The sequence below is a fragment of the Mesorhizobium sp. P2_C5_2 genome (assembly GCF_056404535.1).
The window spans coordinates 563,489-576,705 of sequence record NZ_JBFUDV010000001.1 but is presented as its reverse complement, the minus strand read 5'-3'; the positions used below and the strand labels follow the sequence as shown (position 1 = coordinate 576,705).

The window sequence follows — 13,217 nt, the reverse complement described above, 5'->3', positions numbered from 1 at the left end:
ATAGCCGAAATCATTGTCGCGGCCCTTGGGACCGCGCTCCCTGGCGGTGGCGGCCAGTGCCTCTTCGACGTTGTCGGCAGAGCGTTCGGGCACGGCATGGATCAGGCTGGCAATCGCGCGAATATTTCGCTGCGGCAAACGATCCCTTGCGTCGGCCATATGGGATTTTGTTACCGACCGTCTGTTTTGGTGCAACCTTGCAGATACAAATGTGGAGCATTTAACAGACCGTTGCGCGGTTGCGTGAGCATAACCCGAGGCGCCCAAAGCTCTACAGGAGATAAAGATGTCAATGTTTGAAACGGTCGCGCGCTATGGGGCGGCTATCAAAAACGCCCGTGAAGCACGAAAGTCCGAACGCGTTCTGAACAGCCTGCCGTTGGAAATTCAAAAGGACATTGGCTGGCCGGTTACACCGCGCCAGAAAAGGCTCTCTTCCAACAGCTGGGGCAGGATCCTCTGAACGAGGCACCACCCCAACCTCGGCGATCCCTGGAGTTCGGCTTTGCCGCAGTTACGCCAGCACCGTCCGCTGCAAGCGGAACCTCACCTGTCAACAGGAGTACGACATATGACCAAACACACGGAAACTGCCACAAATGGTGTCAACGTAGCCGCCTTGCTTGGCGCCCGCGAGGCGCTGAAGGATGCCCCCGAGGCCGCCCGCTTCAAGTGGCGCGCCACGAGTGAATGGGTCAAGGGGACCCACAACCGAGCTACAGTCGACGGATTCTTCGGCCTGGGCGCAGAACAGCAGCATCGCCAGACCTACAAGTTCGAGTCCGATCACCCGGAAATCTTTGCGTCCGAGGATAAGGGTGCGACACCCGTCGAGTTTGTGCTGGTCGGCCTGGCCGGCTGCCTGACCGCGGGCATCGCGGCAGTCGCACAAAACCGCAACATCCAGCTCCACTCGGTCAAGGCGACGCTCGAAGCCGGCATGAATATCCAGGGCATCCTCGGCATCGATCCGGACGTCCGCAACGGCTTCGACGGCATCAAGGTGCACTACGACATCGACGCGGACGCCAGCGCAGAAGACATAGCCGCTCTTGTCGCGCAGTCGCAAAAGCGCTCGGCGGTCTTCGACGTGATCACCAACCCAACTGATGTCACGGTCACCTCGAGCAAGTCCTGATGAGCGAAAGCCCATCGCGCGGGATCGCCGGCACCGTTGACGTCGTCGTCATCGGTGCCGGTCACTCGGGCCTGGCGATGAGCTATCTGCTGGGCCAGCACTCGCTCAGGCACGTGGTTCTCGAGCGGGGCGAGGTTGCGAATAGCTGGCGCACTGAGCGCTGGGATTCACTGCACTTGCTCACACCCAATTGGATGGCGCGGCTCCCCGACTACCCATACCAGGGCGATGACCCGGACGGTTACATGAGCGTCGGGCAGGTCGCCGATTTCATTTCCGATTACGCCACGTACACATCAGCACCGGTTCTGACGCGCACCGCAGTCAACAGAGTTGCGCAGAGCAGCCACGGCTTTCGGGTGGAAACCCAAAATGGGGACTGGCTGTGCCGTGCCATAGTGCTCGCGACTGGCGCCTTCAACAAACCGGTCATACCTCGGCTGGCCGAGGCCATGCCCGCGACCCTCGAACAACTATCGGCTCGCTCCTATCGCAATCCGGGGCAACTTGCCCCTGGCGGCGTGCTGGTGGTTGGGGCATCGGCGACAGGCCTGCAATTGGCGCAGGAGATCCAGCTCAGTGGCCGGCCCGTCACGCTCGCGGTGGGCGAACACGTCCGGCTGCCGCGCGTCTATCGAGGTCGCGATATCCAATGGTGGATGCTTGCGACGGGCGTGCTCGACCAGCGCATCGAAGACGTTGACGACCCCGATCGCGCCCGAAGAGTACCATCGCCGCAGCTTGCGGGCGCATCAGACCGCGCCACGCTCGACCTCAATGTCCTGCAGGGGCAAGGCGTTAAAATCGTCGGACGCCTGATGGGCATTCGCGACGCAACAGCCCAGTTTTCCGGAACGCTTCGCAACGTCTGCGCGCTCGCTGACCTGAAGATGAACCGGTTGCTCGCTTCAATCGACGAATGGGCAGAGGCGAATGCACCGTCCGGCGTTGGTCCCATCGAGCGCTTTGCCCCCACTGCAATCGACGGGGCGCCGCAACTGAATCTTAGACTCGGCGAAGACATTCGCACGGTGCTGTGGGCAACCGGTTTTCGGCCGGACTTTTCCTGGCTGGACCTGCCGATCTTCGATCGCAAGGGCGACCTCAAGCACGATCGGGGCGTTGCTGACGTTCCCGGGGTCTATGTGGTGGGCCTGCCATATCTACGTCGCCGGAAATCGAGCTTCATTCACGGCGCCGAAGACGACGCGCGAGAACTCACCGCGCATCTGACCGACTACCTCGACAGGACGATCAAGCGTGAGATGCCACTGCGCGCAGTTGCCACTTGAAGGGACCGCGCCGCAAAACTCACTGCTTCGCCGCTTCCGCCGCCTTGGTGTCCAGCAACCCATAGCCGAAATCATTGTCGCGACCTTTCGGGCCGAGATCCCTGGCCGTCTCCACCAGTGCCTTTTCGATGTCGTCGGCCGAGCGTTCGGGCGCGGCGTGGTGGTCCCGGAATCAACGCTGATGCGCGGTACGCAGCACATATAAGGGTGAGAGCGTTGCCGAAACGATCTCGATCGATGAAGGCGTTGTTCAGCTTGGTTCTCAACCTCGCAGGCTCGGATAGGGACTACCTCGTCATTTCGCGACCGGCCGATTCCCGTGGACGATTTCTTCGGTAACGACCATCATGTTCGCGCTACCCATTCATTGCCTCAAGCCGCAGATTTGAGGTGATCGATGAAAGCGCGCAGTTTCGGCAGGACTTGGCGCTTGCCGGGATGATAGAGGAAGACGCCTGGCGTCGCGGCGGCCAAACCCTCCAGCACCGGCTTGAGTTTTCCCTGGGCGATCGGACCTTCAGCGACGGGTCGAGGCGTCTGCGCCAGCCCGACGCCCTGCATCGCAGCCCCCAGCAACGTCGGATAGTCGTGCGCGATCAGCGGGCCTGTGACCATCGCCTCGACCGCCTCGTTGCCGTCGGCGAAAGACCAGGGCGCAATGGCGCCGTTCGAGCGGCGCAAGCGCAGGCAGGCGTGGTGGCGCAAGTCGTCGACACGCTCGGGACAGCCGTGGCGGTCGAGATAGTCGGGGCTGCCGACAACTACAAACGAGAACGATGGCGTAAGTCGCACCGCGACCATGTCGGACGCGATGAACTGGCCCAAGCGAATGCCGGCATCGAAGCCGCCGGTCGCCAGATCGACCATCTCGTCGCTCGCGGCAATCTCCAGTTCGATCTCCGGGTAGGCCCGGCAGAACGACGCGATCATCGGCTCCAGGATCAATGGTACGACGGAACGGGGCACCGATAGGCGCAGCAGCCCCGTCGGCCGTTGGCCGACGTCGCGCGCGGCCTCGCCGGCCGCAACGATCTCCTCGAAGGCAGGGCCGGCGCGGTCGAGGAAGCGCTGGCCGGCCTCGGTCAGACCGACGCTCCGCGTCGTGCGGGCGAACAGCGCCGCACCCATGCGGGCTTCCAGCATGCGCACCGCCTGGCTCACCGCGGACGGCGTCACACCGAGATCGGCGGCGGCGCGGCGGAAGTTGCGGTGCCTGGCGACAGCCAGGAACACCTCCACGCCCTCCAGCGCACCGTACCGGATTGTGTAGTTCTGCTTCATAGGTTGTTCTGATTACAGCGAATGGTCGAATTATGGAAGCGGGCTTAGGTAAGAGCTGCAAGTCAGACACCTTGCCCAGAGATATCTTGCCCAGGAGATATATTGCATGACCGATGAACTTGATGGCGTGCGCGACCATTATCGCGCGACTGGCCTGACCGAGCGGCTGAAGACGGTACTGGCTGCCCTCGGCCCGGAGGATCAGCTTCTCACGCCCCAGCAATTGGGTGCCGTCGACCAGTTTCACACCCGTGGGCTTGCTGCCACCGCCGAGCTTGCCCAATTGGCGGGGATTGCGGCCGGCATGTCGGTTCTGGACGTCGGCTCGGGCGTCGGCGGGCCGGCGCGCTTTCTGGCCGCGACCTATGGCTGCTTGGTTACCGGCGTCGACCTCAGCGAGCCTTTCGTGGATGCCGCGCGCTATCTGACCAAGCGGACGGGACAGAGCGGGCAGCTGTCATTCCAGATTGCCAGCGCGCTGGAGCTACCATTCGATGATGGCCGTTTCGACGTCGTGCTGCTGCAGCATGTGGCGATGAACATTTCCGACCGGGCGCGGCTCTACAGCGAGATCCGGCGCGTGCTGAAGCCTGGCGGCAGGTTTGCCACCTTCGACGTCGTCTCGGTCATTGGCGAGCCGCACTATCCGCTGCCTTGGGCGCGAACGCCGGCGACGAGCCTCCTCCTCACAGCCGAAGCGACGGGCGAGACGATCGAATCGGCCGGCTTCCGCGTGCTGGCATGGCAAGACGACACCGAGACCGCCAAGGCCTGGTTCGCGCAACTGCGCGCATTCGGGCCGCCGCCTTCACCAAATCTCGGCGTGGTGATGGGACCGGACTTCGCTGAGCTTTCGACCAACCTGGGACGAAATCTCATGCAAGGCCGGCTCGGCGTCCTGACCGCGGTGTTCGAGGCCGTGTGAACCAACTGTTGATGGGAGGCCAAATGTCGACGGAAGTCCTGTTCCAAATCCATCTCGTTCTAGGCTATGTCGCGTGGCTGCTTTGCTTTGGCGCTTATATCTGGCCGTGGTTAAGCGCGATGGAAGGGGGCGCGGCGCAACGCGCCATCGCTACCCTCCACAGCTTCCGCTTCTTCGGGCTGGTCTTCATCCTTCCGGGCGTCGTCAGCCCCGATCTACCTTCCAGCTTCGCCACCTTTGCCGCCTATGGCGACTTCGCAACAGGCGTGCTGGCCATGCTGGCGCTGCTCACGGTGAGGATACGTTCGCTGTTCTGGCTGTTCGTCGTCGCCTTCAATCTCGTGGGAACTGTCGACATCGTCGTCGACTATTACCATGCCATACAGGTCGACCTTCCCGCGCACGCGGAGTGGCTGGGCGGCACCTACGCGATCCCGGTCATTTATGTACCGCTGCTGATGATCACGCACATCGTGGCAATCTATTTTCTGGTACGTCCTCGACAAACCGAGACTTGAGCCAGCGCGGCTACTCCTTCGCCGCTTCCGCCGCTTTCGTATCCAGCAGGCCGTAGCCGAAATCGTTGTCCCGCCCCTTCGGGCCGAGATCCCTCGCGGTGGCGGCCAGCGCCTTCTCGATGTCGTCGGCCGAGCGTTCGGGCGCGGCGTGGATCAGGTTGGCGATGGCGCCGCTGACGATCGCGGCGGCAAACGAGGTTCCGGTGACGACATCCGAGCCGGCGCCGCTCGGCGCCACCATCTCGACGCCGGGCGCGGAGATGAAGACATAGGCGCCGCGATTGGCCTGCTGCATCAGCCCGTCCTTGGCGTCGGTGGCGGTGACCGCGATGACGCCGTCATAGGCGGCGGGGTAGCCATAGGGCGCTTTCGGCCCGTTATTGCCGGCCGCCGCAACCAGAATGATGCCCAGTCCGCGTGCATTGCGGCAGGCGGTGGCGAGCAAATCGTTCTTGGGGCCGACAAAGCTCATATTGATGATGCTGACATTCTGGTCCGCCGCCCAGTCGAGCGCAGACAGGATGACGTCCATGGTCGACTTGCCGTCCTCGAAGGCGCGGGCGTGATAGATCCGGGCGCCGGGCGCCATGCCTTCGAGCGCGCCGACGCCGGCGATCAGCCCGTCGACCGAAGTGCCGTGGTCGCGCTTTTCGATCGGCACGTTGGGCATGGCGTCGAACTGGTCGGCAATGACGCCGGCCAGCGCCGGATTGGTGTCGTCAATGCCGGTGTCGATGACCGCGATGCGCACGTTTTCGCCGCTGGCTTGCTTGTTGTCGAGCTGGATGCGCTCGAACGCATAGTTGACGATGCCGGCCGCCTGCTGCAGCGAATAGATATGGTTGGGCTCACGGCGCTGGGTGCGGCCGTCGGCGGCCAGTTGCGCCAGCACGGTACCGACCGGGCGGCCGTCGGGAATGCCGAAGCGCACCAAAGTGGTGCCGAGCAGCCGCGACTGGCGCTGCGAGCGTACTTCAAGGCCGAAAGAGGCGGCGATCTGCTGGACAGCGCCGGCATCGCCATCGACGGTTACCAGCACCTCGTCGGGCACGAACTCGCCGACGACAGCGCGGCGTGGTGCGGTCGCGACAAGATCGGTCGGCGAAACGATCGGACCGCCGGCCGGAGGCCCGGCCTGCGTATCGGCAGGCGGCGCTGACGGCCGTGGCGTCGGTACCGGCGCTGCGGACGCAGGCGGATTGGGAAACAGGTCGACGATTAGGGCCGGAAGGACAACCGCGCCCTGGCCGCCGCCCGCTCCGCCGTTTGCATCCTTGTCGTCCTTGGGGCAGTCGGCAGCCGCCGCACCGGCTGCGTCTGTGCAGTCCACTTTTGTGCGGCCGGTATTGGGGTCGTTGGTCTGGGCAGACGCGGGCGCGGCGGCGATTGTCATCGCCGCCGCAAGGAATGCCGCAAATCGAAGGGCTGCTTCAGCCGCCATCAACCGGTTTCCTTCCCTCGATGACAGTCTCCGCGAAAGGCTGGGCGGCAATAAGGCCGACGAGCTTGGTGTAGTCTGCTCCGGTCTTGGCCGGGATGGCAATGCGGAAGACGCCCGAGGCGGTCGGCCCGCCGGCGATCTTCAATCCGTTCTGGTCAAGGAAGACGGCGATGTCGGACATCTTCGCGTCCGGCTTGAACTTGACCAGTGCGAAGGGCAGTTTCGCCAGATCGTCCTCTGCGCCGGCAATCTCGAAGTCATTGCCCTTGCCACCGGTGTGCACGTAGGACTGCACCACCACCAGCGCCAGCAACACCGCGGCTGCCGCCCAGCCAACAGTGGCCGGCATCGCCGTGAAACGGCCAAGCGCCTGCGCCAGCCAGGAACGGCCCGCCGGCGCGCGCACCGGCCCGGCTTCTGCGTCGAGCGCCTTGGCAAAGCGGCTGAGCGCATCGGCCGGCGGCCGGATCGCCTCGTTGGCGGCAGTGGTGCCGGAGAATTCGGCCTCGGCCTCGCCAAGCGCTGCCATTGCCGCCGGATCGGACGCCAGCCATTCCTCGACGGCTTCGAGGTCGGAGCCTTCCAGCGAGCCGTTCAGGTAGAACGGCAGCAGCGTTTCCATTTCGTCGCGGCGCGACATCTTTTCAGCGGCACTCATGGCCACCCCCTGTCGTAACCGGCGGCCTTCAAGGCTTCGCCGAGTTTCTTGCGGGCGTAGAACATTCGGGTCTTGACGGTGGCGACCGGGATGTTGAGCACCTCGCCGATCTCCGTCACCGACTGACCGTGGTAATAGGCAAGGTCGATCACCGAGCGGTGTTCTTCCGGCAAGGCATCGACGAAGCGGCGCAACGCGGCGCCCTTGTCTTCCTTCATGGTGGCGACTTCCGGCGTGTCGGCGCTGTCGGGAACCTGCGCCGCATCGTCGTCGTCGATCCAGTCTTCCTTTTTCTTGCGCAGCATCGACAGCGCCTTGAAACGGGCGATGCCGAGCAGCCAGGTCGAGACTTCCGAGCGCCCTTCGAAGCCGGGCGCCTGGCGCCACAGCTCAAGAAAGACCTCGTTTGCGATATCGTCGGCCATCATTTCCGATCCCGTCTGGCGCACCACAAAGCGGTAGACCCGCGCGTGGTGACGCATGAACAGCAGCCGAACAGCGGCACGGTCGCCCTTCGCGACCCGGTCGACAAGCGCGCGATCAGTCTCTGTCGCTGCCGTCATGGCCGGTCGAGCCGCCTGGCTCCTGTCTGCTCTGTCGCCGATCGGTCCAAAAAGGTTCATCCTTCCGCCAAGGAATTTTCCGGAAGCTAACCGAAGAGAAGGAGTGTTGCCAGAGCGTCTCCCTTCTCCCCGTCACTATACGGGGAGAAGGTGCCGGCAGGCGTATGAGGGGCGGAACCGGCATTGCCTGTTATATCAAGATGTTAGCCCTGCCTCTCACCCTTACCCTCTCCCCGTATAGAGACGGGGAGAGGGGGGCGCCAGCGTCGCACTCACATCACCCCAGAAACGGCTTCGCCTTCATCGTCTCCGGCACCGCCACACCCAGCCGCTTCAGCACCGTCGGCGCCAGCTGCAGCTGGTCGAGCAGCGTGTCGGCTTGCGGCCCCTTGCCCGACCCGAAATAATACAGCGCGAAATCCTGCATTTCGTCGTCATGGCCGCCATGATGGCCGCGGTCGGTCTGGCCGTGATCTGCGGTAACGATCACCTCATAGCCGGCTTGCCGCCAGACTGGCAGGAAGGCGGCCAGCATCCCGTCCATCGCGTAGACGGCATGGTCCATCTCGTGGCAGTCGTGGCCGAAACGGTGGCCCATCGAATCCAGCGTGCAGGTGTGCAGGATGCCGTAATCGATGCCGTGGCGCCTGGTCAGCATGGTCAGCGTCGCAAACAGGTCGACATCGCTCGGTGTCATCTGGTTGCGCAAATTGTAGCCGGTCATGGTGTGGAAGCGGCCATGCGTGATCGGCCCGTCCGGCTCATCGAACTCCATGTCTTCGACCAGGTCGAACGGATAGGAGCGGAAGAATTCCGACCAATAGGAATGCGTCACCGCGCCGGTCTTGCCGCCGGCCTTGCTGACCTCGGAGAAAATGTCCGGCTTGTTGACGAGAAAACGGTTCTCGTTGGACAGGATGCCGTGCTCCTGCGGCGTAACTCCGGTGTGGATCGAGGCGTAGCAGCAGGCCGAGGTCGACGGCAGCACCGAGCGCATCTTCCATACCTGCGCCTCGCCCGACTGCACCCAGCCCTCGAGATTGCCCATCAGCCGGCGCCAGTTCCGATAGGGCACGCCATCGAGGACGATGAGGAGAAGCTTGGTCTTGAGCGCCATGGGAGTTCCGCTTGGGTTAAGCCGTGACATCAAAGCGCCGTGCACCACTGGGGCGCACGGCGCTTTCTGTTATGAAACAACAAGCAGGATTTGGCTACGCCGTCAGCCAGCAGGCGCCGAGCGCATAACCGTCCATCATCTCGCCGTTCGGGTTCTTGACCCAGCCGGCGATCTTGCTGGTGGCGGCCGCGTCGATGAACTGGTTGAAGAACGGCACGATCAGCCCGCCTTCGTCGCGCATCAGCACCGCCATGTCATGGTAGATCGCCTTGCGCTTGGCCTGGTCGAGTTCCGCGCGGGCGGTGAACAGCATCTTGTCGAATTCCGGCCGCTTGAAGCGGGTGTCATTCCAGTCGGCGGTCGAGACATAGCCGGTCGAATACATCTGGTCCTGGGTCGGCCGCCCGCCCCAGTAGGATAGCGAGAAGGGCTGCTTGTTCCACACTTCCGACCAGTAGCCGTCGCCCGGCTCGCGCTTGATCTCGATCTTGATGCCGGCCTTGGCGCAAGACTGCTGGTAGAGCTGGGCGGCATCGACCGCGCCCGGGAAAGCTACATCCGAGGTGCGCAGCAGGATCGACCCGCTATGGCCCGATTTCTTGTAGGCCGCGGCCGCCTTTTCCGGATCGAACTTGCGCTGTTCGATATCGGTCGAAAACAGCGGATAGGCCTCGTTGATCGGGAAATCGTTGCCGACCGAGCCATAGCCGCGCAGGATCTTCTCCAGCAATTCGTCACGGTCCATGGCGAGCTTCAGCGCCATCCTGAGGTCACTGTTGTCGAAGGGCGCGGTGTCGCAGAACATGTTGAACGGGTAATAGCCACGGCCCGACACGTTCTCGATGGTGACGCCGGGGATGCGCTTGACCAGGTCTACTACTTTCGGCTCGACGCGGTTGATCAGATGCACCTGCCCGCCCTGAAGTGCGGCCAGCCTGGCCGTTGCGTCGTTGATGACGACGATCTCGATCTGGTCGGCATGGCCAAGCGTGTCGCCCTGCCAGTAATTGGCGAAGCGTTCACCGCCATGGCGCACGCCGGGCTGGTTGACGGTCACCTTGTAAGGACCGGCGCTGATGCCGGCATTCGGGTTGTCCTTGCCGCCATTCGGCTGGATGACGAGGTGGTAGTCGGCCATCAGATAGGGGAAGTCGGCATCGGCGTCGCCGAGGGTGACGACCACTTCCTTGCCGCTCGGCTTGATTGCCTTGATGTTCTTCAGGACGCCAAGCGCGCCCGATTTCGACTTCTCGTCGGCATGGCGTTCGAGCGTGGCCGCGATATCCTCTGCGGTGACGGTCTTGCCGTTATGGAACTCGATGCCGTCGCGCACCTTGATGGTCCAGGTCTTGGCGTCGGCCGAAGCGCCGATCTCTTCGGCGATCAAATTCTCGACGCCGCCTTCGGGCGTCAGTCGCACGAGGAATTCGCCCCATTGCTTGCCGAAATTGTAGGTGACCTGGCTGAGGTTCAGCGCCGGGTCGAGGCTATTGGTGGATTCGCCGCCCTGCAGGCCGGCCTTGATGATGCCACCCTTGACCGGCGTCTGCGCAAACGCCTTGCCGGCCAGTGCCGGCAGCATGGCCGCCGACACGCCGAGCGCGGCGGCGCGGCCGAGGAAATCGCGTCGAGAGATCCGGCCCTTGCCGGCGAGTTCAGCGAGATGATCGAGTTCGTTCTTCATTTTTTCCTACCCCTTATTCCGTGAAAACAAATTCGGCGCGAGCCGTGTCCGCTCGCGCCGATCTTTTCCGTTCAGCATTGCAGCCGGATGACGGCGGCAGTGTTTATCCCAGGGCTAGTTGCCCGCGCTGGCCATGCGCCGTCCCTTGATCGCCTTCTCCAGCCAGCCGATCTCCATCTCTGGGACGGAGGACAGGAGCAGGTCGGTATAGGCGTCGAAGGGTGGCGTCAGCACCTTGCTCTTGGCGCCATAGCGCACCACCTCGCCGCGATACATCACCGCGATCGAATCGGCGATCGACTTCACCGTTGCCAGATCGTGAGTGATGAAGAGGTAGGCGACCTTCTCATGCTGCTGCAGGTTGAGCAGCAGCTTGAGGATGCCGTTGGCCACCAGCGGGTCGAGCGCCGAGGTCACCTCGTCGCAGATGATCAGCTTCGGCTTGGCGGCAAGCGAGCGGGCGATACAGACGCGCTGCTTCTGTCCACCGGACAGCTCGGCCGGGTAGCGGTCGAGAAAGCCTTTGCCCATCTCGATCTCGTCGAGCAGTTCGGCAACGCGCTTGTCGCGCTCGCGGCCGCGTATGCCGAAATAGAACTCGAGCGGCCGGCCGATGATGGTGCCAACGGTCTGGCGCGGGTTCATCGCCACGTCGGCCATCTGGTAGATCATCTGCAATTGCCGCAGATCCTCCTTCGGCCGGTCGGCAAGCCGGTTGGCCAGCGGCCTGCCGTCGAAGGTGACGGTGCCTTCCTCGGGCGGCAGAAGCCCGGTGATGGCGCGCGCCAGCGTCGACTTGCCGGAGCCGGATTCACCGACGACAGCCAGCGTCTGGCCCGGATAGATGTCGACCGAGACGTTCTTCAGCACCTTGACGTTGCCGCCGCTATAGGCGGCGGTGACGTTCTTCACCGACAGGAACGGCGTCGCGCCAGGCTTCTGCTCGGCGTGCTCGATCTCATGCACCGAGACCAGCGCATTGGTGTATTCTTGGCGCGGCTCCTTGATGATCTGGCGGGTGCCGCCCCATTCGACCAGCCGGCCATGGCGCAGCACCATGATCTCGTCCGAGACCTGGGCGACGACGGCTAGGTCGTGGGTGATGTAGAGCGCCGCGACATGGGTGTCGCGGATGGCGTCCTTGATTGCCGCCAGCACATCGATCTGCGTCGTGACGTCGAGCGCCGTGGTCGGCTCGTCGAAGACGATCAGGTCGGGTTCCGAACACAGCGCCATCGCCGTCATCACCCGCTGCAACTGGCCGCCGGAGACCTGGTGCGGAAAGCGTTCGCCGATGGTTTCGGGGTTCGGCAGGCTGAGCTTCTTGAACAGCGCCACGGCGCGTTTCTCGGCCTCAGCCCGTGTCGCCGTGCCGTGCAACAGCGTGGCTTCCACCACCTGATCCATCAGCTTGTGCGCCGGGTTGAAGGCGGCGGCCGCCGATTGCGCGACATAGCAGACCTCGCGGCCGCGCAATTTGCGGAAACCTTCCTTGCCGCCCTTGAGGATGTCACGGCCGTTGAGCAGCACCTCGCCGCCGGTGATGCGCACGCCGCCGCGGCCATAACCCATCGACGACAGGCCGATGGTCGACTTGCCGGCGCCGGACTCGCCGATCAGGCCGAGCACCTTGCCCTTTTCCAGCGTCAGCGAAACATCGTGCACCAGCACGATGTTCTTCGGCGCCTCGCCGGGCGGAAACACTGTCGCTTCGATGCGCAGGTTGCGGATATCGAGCAGCAGGCCGGGTTTTGCTTTTGTGTCGGCCATCACCCGCGTCCTCCCTTCAGGCTTGTCGTGCGATTGAGGATCCAGTCGGCGACAAGGTTGACCGAGATTGCCAGTGCGGCGATCGCCCCGGCGGGAATAAGTGCCGCCCCGATACCGAAGACGATGCCGTCCTTGTTTTCCTTGACCATGCCGCCCCAGTCGGCATCCGGCGGTTGCACGCCAAGGCCGAGGAAGGACAGCGTCGACAGGAACAACACGGCATAGATGAAGCGCAGGCCGAGTTCGGAGACCAGCGGCGACAACGCGTTGGGCAGAATCTCACGGAAGATGATCCAGCCGCTGCCTTCGCCGCGCAATTTGGCGGCTTCGACATAGTCCATGACGTTGATGTCGACGGCGACAGCGCGCGACAGGCGGTAGACGCGGGTCGAGTCGAGAACGCCCATCACCAGGATCAGCGTCACCAGATTGGTCGGCAGCACCGAGAGCACGACGAGCGCCATGATCAGCGTCGGGATCGACATCAGCAGATCGACGAGGCGCGACAACAGCGTGTCGAACCAGCCGCCGAACACCGCCGCCGAAAAGCCGAGTATGGCGCCGAGCGAGAACGATAGCGCGGTGGCCAGCACCGCGATGAACAGTGTAATGCGGGCGCCATAGATCATGCGCGACAGCAGATCGCGGCCGAGATTGTCGGTGCCCAGCAAATGTGCCGCCGTCATCGGTTCCCAGACGTCGCCGACGATCTCGGCATTGCCGTACGGTGCGATCAAAGGCGCGAAGACCGCTGCCAGCACAAACATCGCCGTCAGCACGATGCCGATCAGCGCGGGGATGGGGATGCGTTTGATATCGAGCATGCCCGC

The 13,217-nt window shown here is 63.6% G+C and carries 13 protein-coding genes and 1 pseudogene; 5 read left to right on the top strand and 9 right to left on the bottom strand.

The window, feature by feature from the left end; translation table 11 throughout:
• The first annotated feature begins 286 nt into the window (after positions 1 to 286).
• From AC1D1B_RS02660 to AC1D1B_RS02650, 3 genes are all read left to right on the top strand, one after another.
• A complete protein-coding gene (locus tag AC1D1B_RS02660) occupies positions 287 to 463 on the top strand; it encodes a hypothetical protein (RefSeq protein WP_192255001.1) in 177 nt (58 codons plus the stop codon).
• A 108-nt stretch (positions 464 to 571) separates the two neighbouring features.
• Entirely contained in the window at positions 572 to 1,138 is a 567-nt protein-coding gene (locus AC1D1B_RS02655; protein ID WP_477237956.1) for an OsmC family protein, read from the top strand.
• Positions 1,138 to 2,430, top strand: coding sequence for an NAD(P)-binding domain-containing protein (locus AC1D1B_RS02650; RefSeq protein WP_477329149.1), 1,293 nt, complete (start codon positions 1,138 to 1,140; stop codon positions 2,428 to 2,430). The genes AC1D1B_RS02655 and AC1D1B_RS02650 overlap by 1 nt, the downstream gene beginning before the upstream one ends.
• A gap of 19 nt (positions 2,431 to 2,449) precedes the next feature.
• Here AC1D1B_RS02650 and AC1D1B_RS02645 read toward each other — a convergent pair.
• Positions 2,450 to 2,590 (bottom strand): annotated as a pseudogene (locus tag AC1D1B_RS02645) (S8 family serine peptidase); the annotation flags it as partial.
• 212 nt (positions 2,591 to 2,802) lie between these two features.
• Positions 2,803 to 3,711 carry a LysR family transcriptional regulator gene (locus AC1D1B_RS02640; protein WP_477329148.1) on the bottom strand — a complete coding sequence of 303 codons (909 nt, stop codon included), beginning with the start codon at positions 3,709 to 3,711 and terminating at the stop codon, positions 2,803 to 2,805.
• Positions 3,712 to 3,817: 106 nt separating this feature from the next.
• On the opposite strand from AC1D1B_RS02640, the gene AC1D1B_RS02635 reads away from it, so the two are divergent.
• Together AC1D1B_RS02635 and AC1D1B_RS02630 are read left to right on the top strand one after the other, a co-directional pair.
• Entirely contained in the window at positions 3,818 to 4,636 is an 819-nt protein-coding gene (locus AC1D1B_RS02635; RefSeq protein ID WP_477329147.1) for a class I SAM-dependent methyltransferase, read from the top strand.
• 23 nt (positions 4,637 to 4,659) lie between these two features.
• The gene (locus AC1D1B_RS02630; RefSeq protein WP_477329146.1) at positions 4,660 to 5,154 is read left to right on the top strand and encodes a hypothetical protein; all 495 of its coding nucleotides are present in this window, start codon (positions 4,660 to 4,662) and stop codon (positions 5,152 to 5,154) included.
• Between the two features lie 10 nt (positions 5,155 to 5,164).
• On the opposite strand, the gene AC1D1B_RS02625 is transcribed toward AC1D1B_RS02630, so the two are convergent.
• The 7 genes from AC1D1B_RS02625 to AC1D1B_RS02595 all read right to left on the bottom strand — a co-directional run bounded on the left by AC1D1B_RS02625 (position 5,165) and on the right by AC1D1B_RS02595 (position 13,211).
• A complete protein-coding gene (locus AC1D1B_RS02625) occupies positions 5,165 to 6,595 on the bottom strand; it encodes a S8 family serine peptidase (RefSeq protein ID WP_477329145.1) in 1,431 nt (476 codons plus the stop codon).
• Positions 6,585 to 7,253, bottom strand: a complete 669-nt coding sequence (locus AC1D1B_RS02620; RefSeq protein WP_477329144.1) for an anti-sigma factor — start codon at positions 7,251 to 7,253, stop codon at positions 6,585 to 6,587. The genes AC1D1B_RS02625 and AC1D1B_RS02620 overlap by 11 nt, the downstream gene beginning before the upstream one ends.
• Complete coding sequence (locus AC1D1B_RS02615) at positions 7,250 to 7,816, bottom strand: sigma-70 family RNA polymerase sigma factor (protein WP_181056698.1); 567 nt, start codon at positions 7,814 to 7,816, stop codon at positions 7,250 to 7,252. Before AC1D1B_RS02615 ends, AC1D1B_RS02620 begins: the two co-directional genes overlap by 4 nt.
• A gap of 277 nt (positions 7,817 to 8,093) precedes the next feature.
• A complete protein-coding gene (locus tag AC1D1B_RS02610) occupies positions 8,094 to 8,933 on the bottom strand; it encodes an alkaline phosphatase family protein (protein ID WP_477329143.1) in 840 nt (279 codons plus the stop codon).
• Positions 8,934 to 9,027: 94 nt separating this feature from the next.
• On the bottom strand, positions 9,028 to 10,617 hold the full coding sequence (locus AC1D1B_RS02605) for an ABC transporter substrate-binding protein (protein ID WP_477329142.1): 1,590 nt from the start codon (positions 10,615 to 10,617) through the stop codon (positions 9,028 to 9,030).
• A 114-nt stretch (positions 10,618 to 10,731) separates the two neighbouring features.
• A complete protein-coding gene (locus tag AC1D1B_RS02600) occupies positions 10,732 to 12,387 on the bottom strand; it encodes an ABC transporter ATP-binding protein (protein WP_477329141.1) in 1,656 nt (551 codons plus the stop codon).
• Positions 12,387 to 13,211, bottom strand: a complete 825-nt coding sequence (locus AC1D1B_RS02595) for an ABC transporter permease (protein WP_477329140.1) — start codon at positions 13,209 to 13,211, stop codon at positions 12,387 to 12,389. Before AC1D1B_RS02595 ends, AC1D1B_RS02600 begins: the two co-directional genes overlap by 1 nt.
• Positions 13,212 to 13,217 lie beyond the last annotated feature (6 nt).

Excerpts from the sequence above, each read along its gene's own strand:
- AC1D1B_RS02660 (WP_192255001.1), top strand. The coding sequence starts at position 287 with ATGTCAATGTTTGAAACGGTCGCGCGCTATGGGGCGGCTATCAAAAAC.
- AC1D1B_RS02655 (WP_477237956.1), top strand. The coding sequence starts at position 572 with ATGACCAAACACACGGAAACTGCCACAAATGGTGTCAACGTAGCCGCC.
- AC1D1B_RS02650 (WP_477329149.1), top strand. The coding sequence starts at position 1,138 with ATGAGCGAAAGCCCATCGCGCGGGATCGCCGGCACCGTTGACGTCGTC.
- AC1D1B_RS02640 (WP_477329148.1), bottom strand. The coding sequence starts at position 3,711 with ATGAAGCAGAACTACACAATCCGGTACGGTGCGCTGGAGGGCGTGGAG.
- AC1D1B_RS02635 (WP_477329147.1), top strand. The coding sequence starts at position 3,818 with ATGACCGATGAACTTGATGGCGTGCGCGACCATTATCGCGCGACTGGC.
- AC1D1B_RS02630 (WP_477329146.1), top strand. The coding sequence starts at position 4,660 with ATGTCGACGGAAGTCCTGTTCCAAATCCATCTCGTTCTAGGCTATGTC.
- AC1D1B_RS02625 (WP_477329145.1), bottom strand. The coding sequence starts at position 6,595 with ATGGCGGCTGAAGCAGCCCTTCGATTTGCGGCATTCCTTGCGGCGGCG.
- AC1D1B_RS02620 (WP_477329144.1), bottom strand. The coding sequence starts at position 7,253 with ATGAGTGCCGCTGAAAAGATGTCGCGCCGCGACGAAATGGAAACGCTG.
- AC1D1B_RS02615 (WP_181056698.1), bottom strand. The coding sequence starts at position 7,816 with ATGACGGCAGCGACAGAGACTGATCGCGCGCTTGTCGACCGGGTCGCG.
- AC1D1B_RS02610 (WP_477329143.1), bottom strand. The coding sequence starts at position 8,933 with ATGGCGCTCAAGACCAAGCTTCTCCTCATCGTCCTCGATGGCGTGCCC.
- AC1D1B_RS02605 (WP_477329142.1), bottom strand. The coding sequence starts at position 10,617 with ATGAAGAACGAACTCGATCATCTCGCTGAACTCGCCGGCAAGGGCCGG.
- AC1D1B_RS02600 (WP_477329141.1), bottom strand. The coding sequence starts at position 12,387 with ATGGCCGACACAAAAGCAAAACCCGGCCTGCTGCTCGATATCCGCAAC.
- AC1D1B_RS02595 (WP_477329140.1), bottom strand. The coding sequence starts at position 13,211 with ATGCTCGATATCAAACGCATCCCCATCCCCGCGCTGATCGGCATCGTG.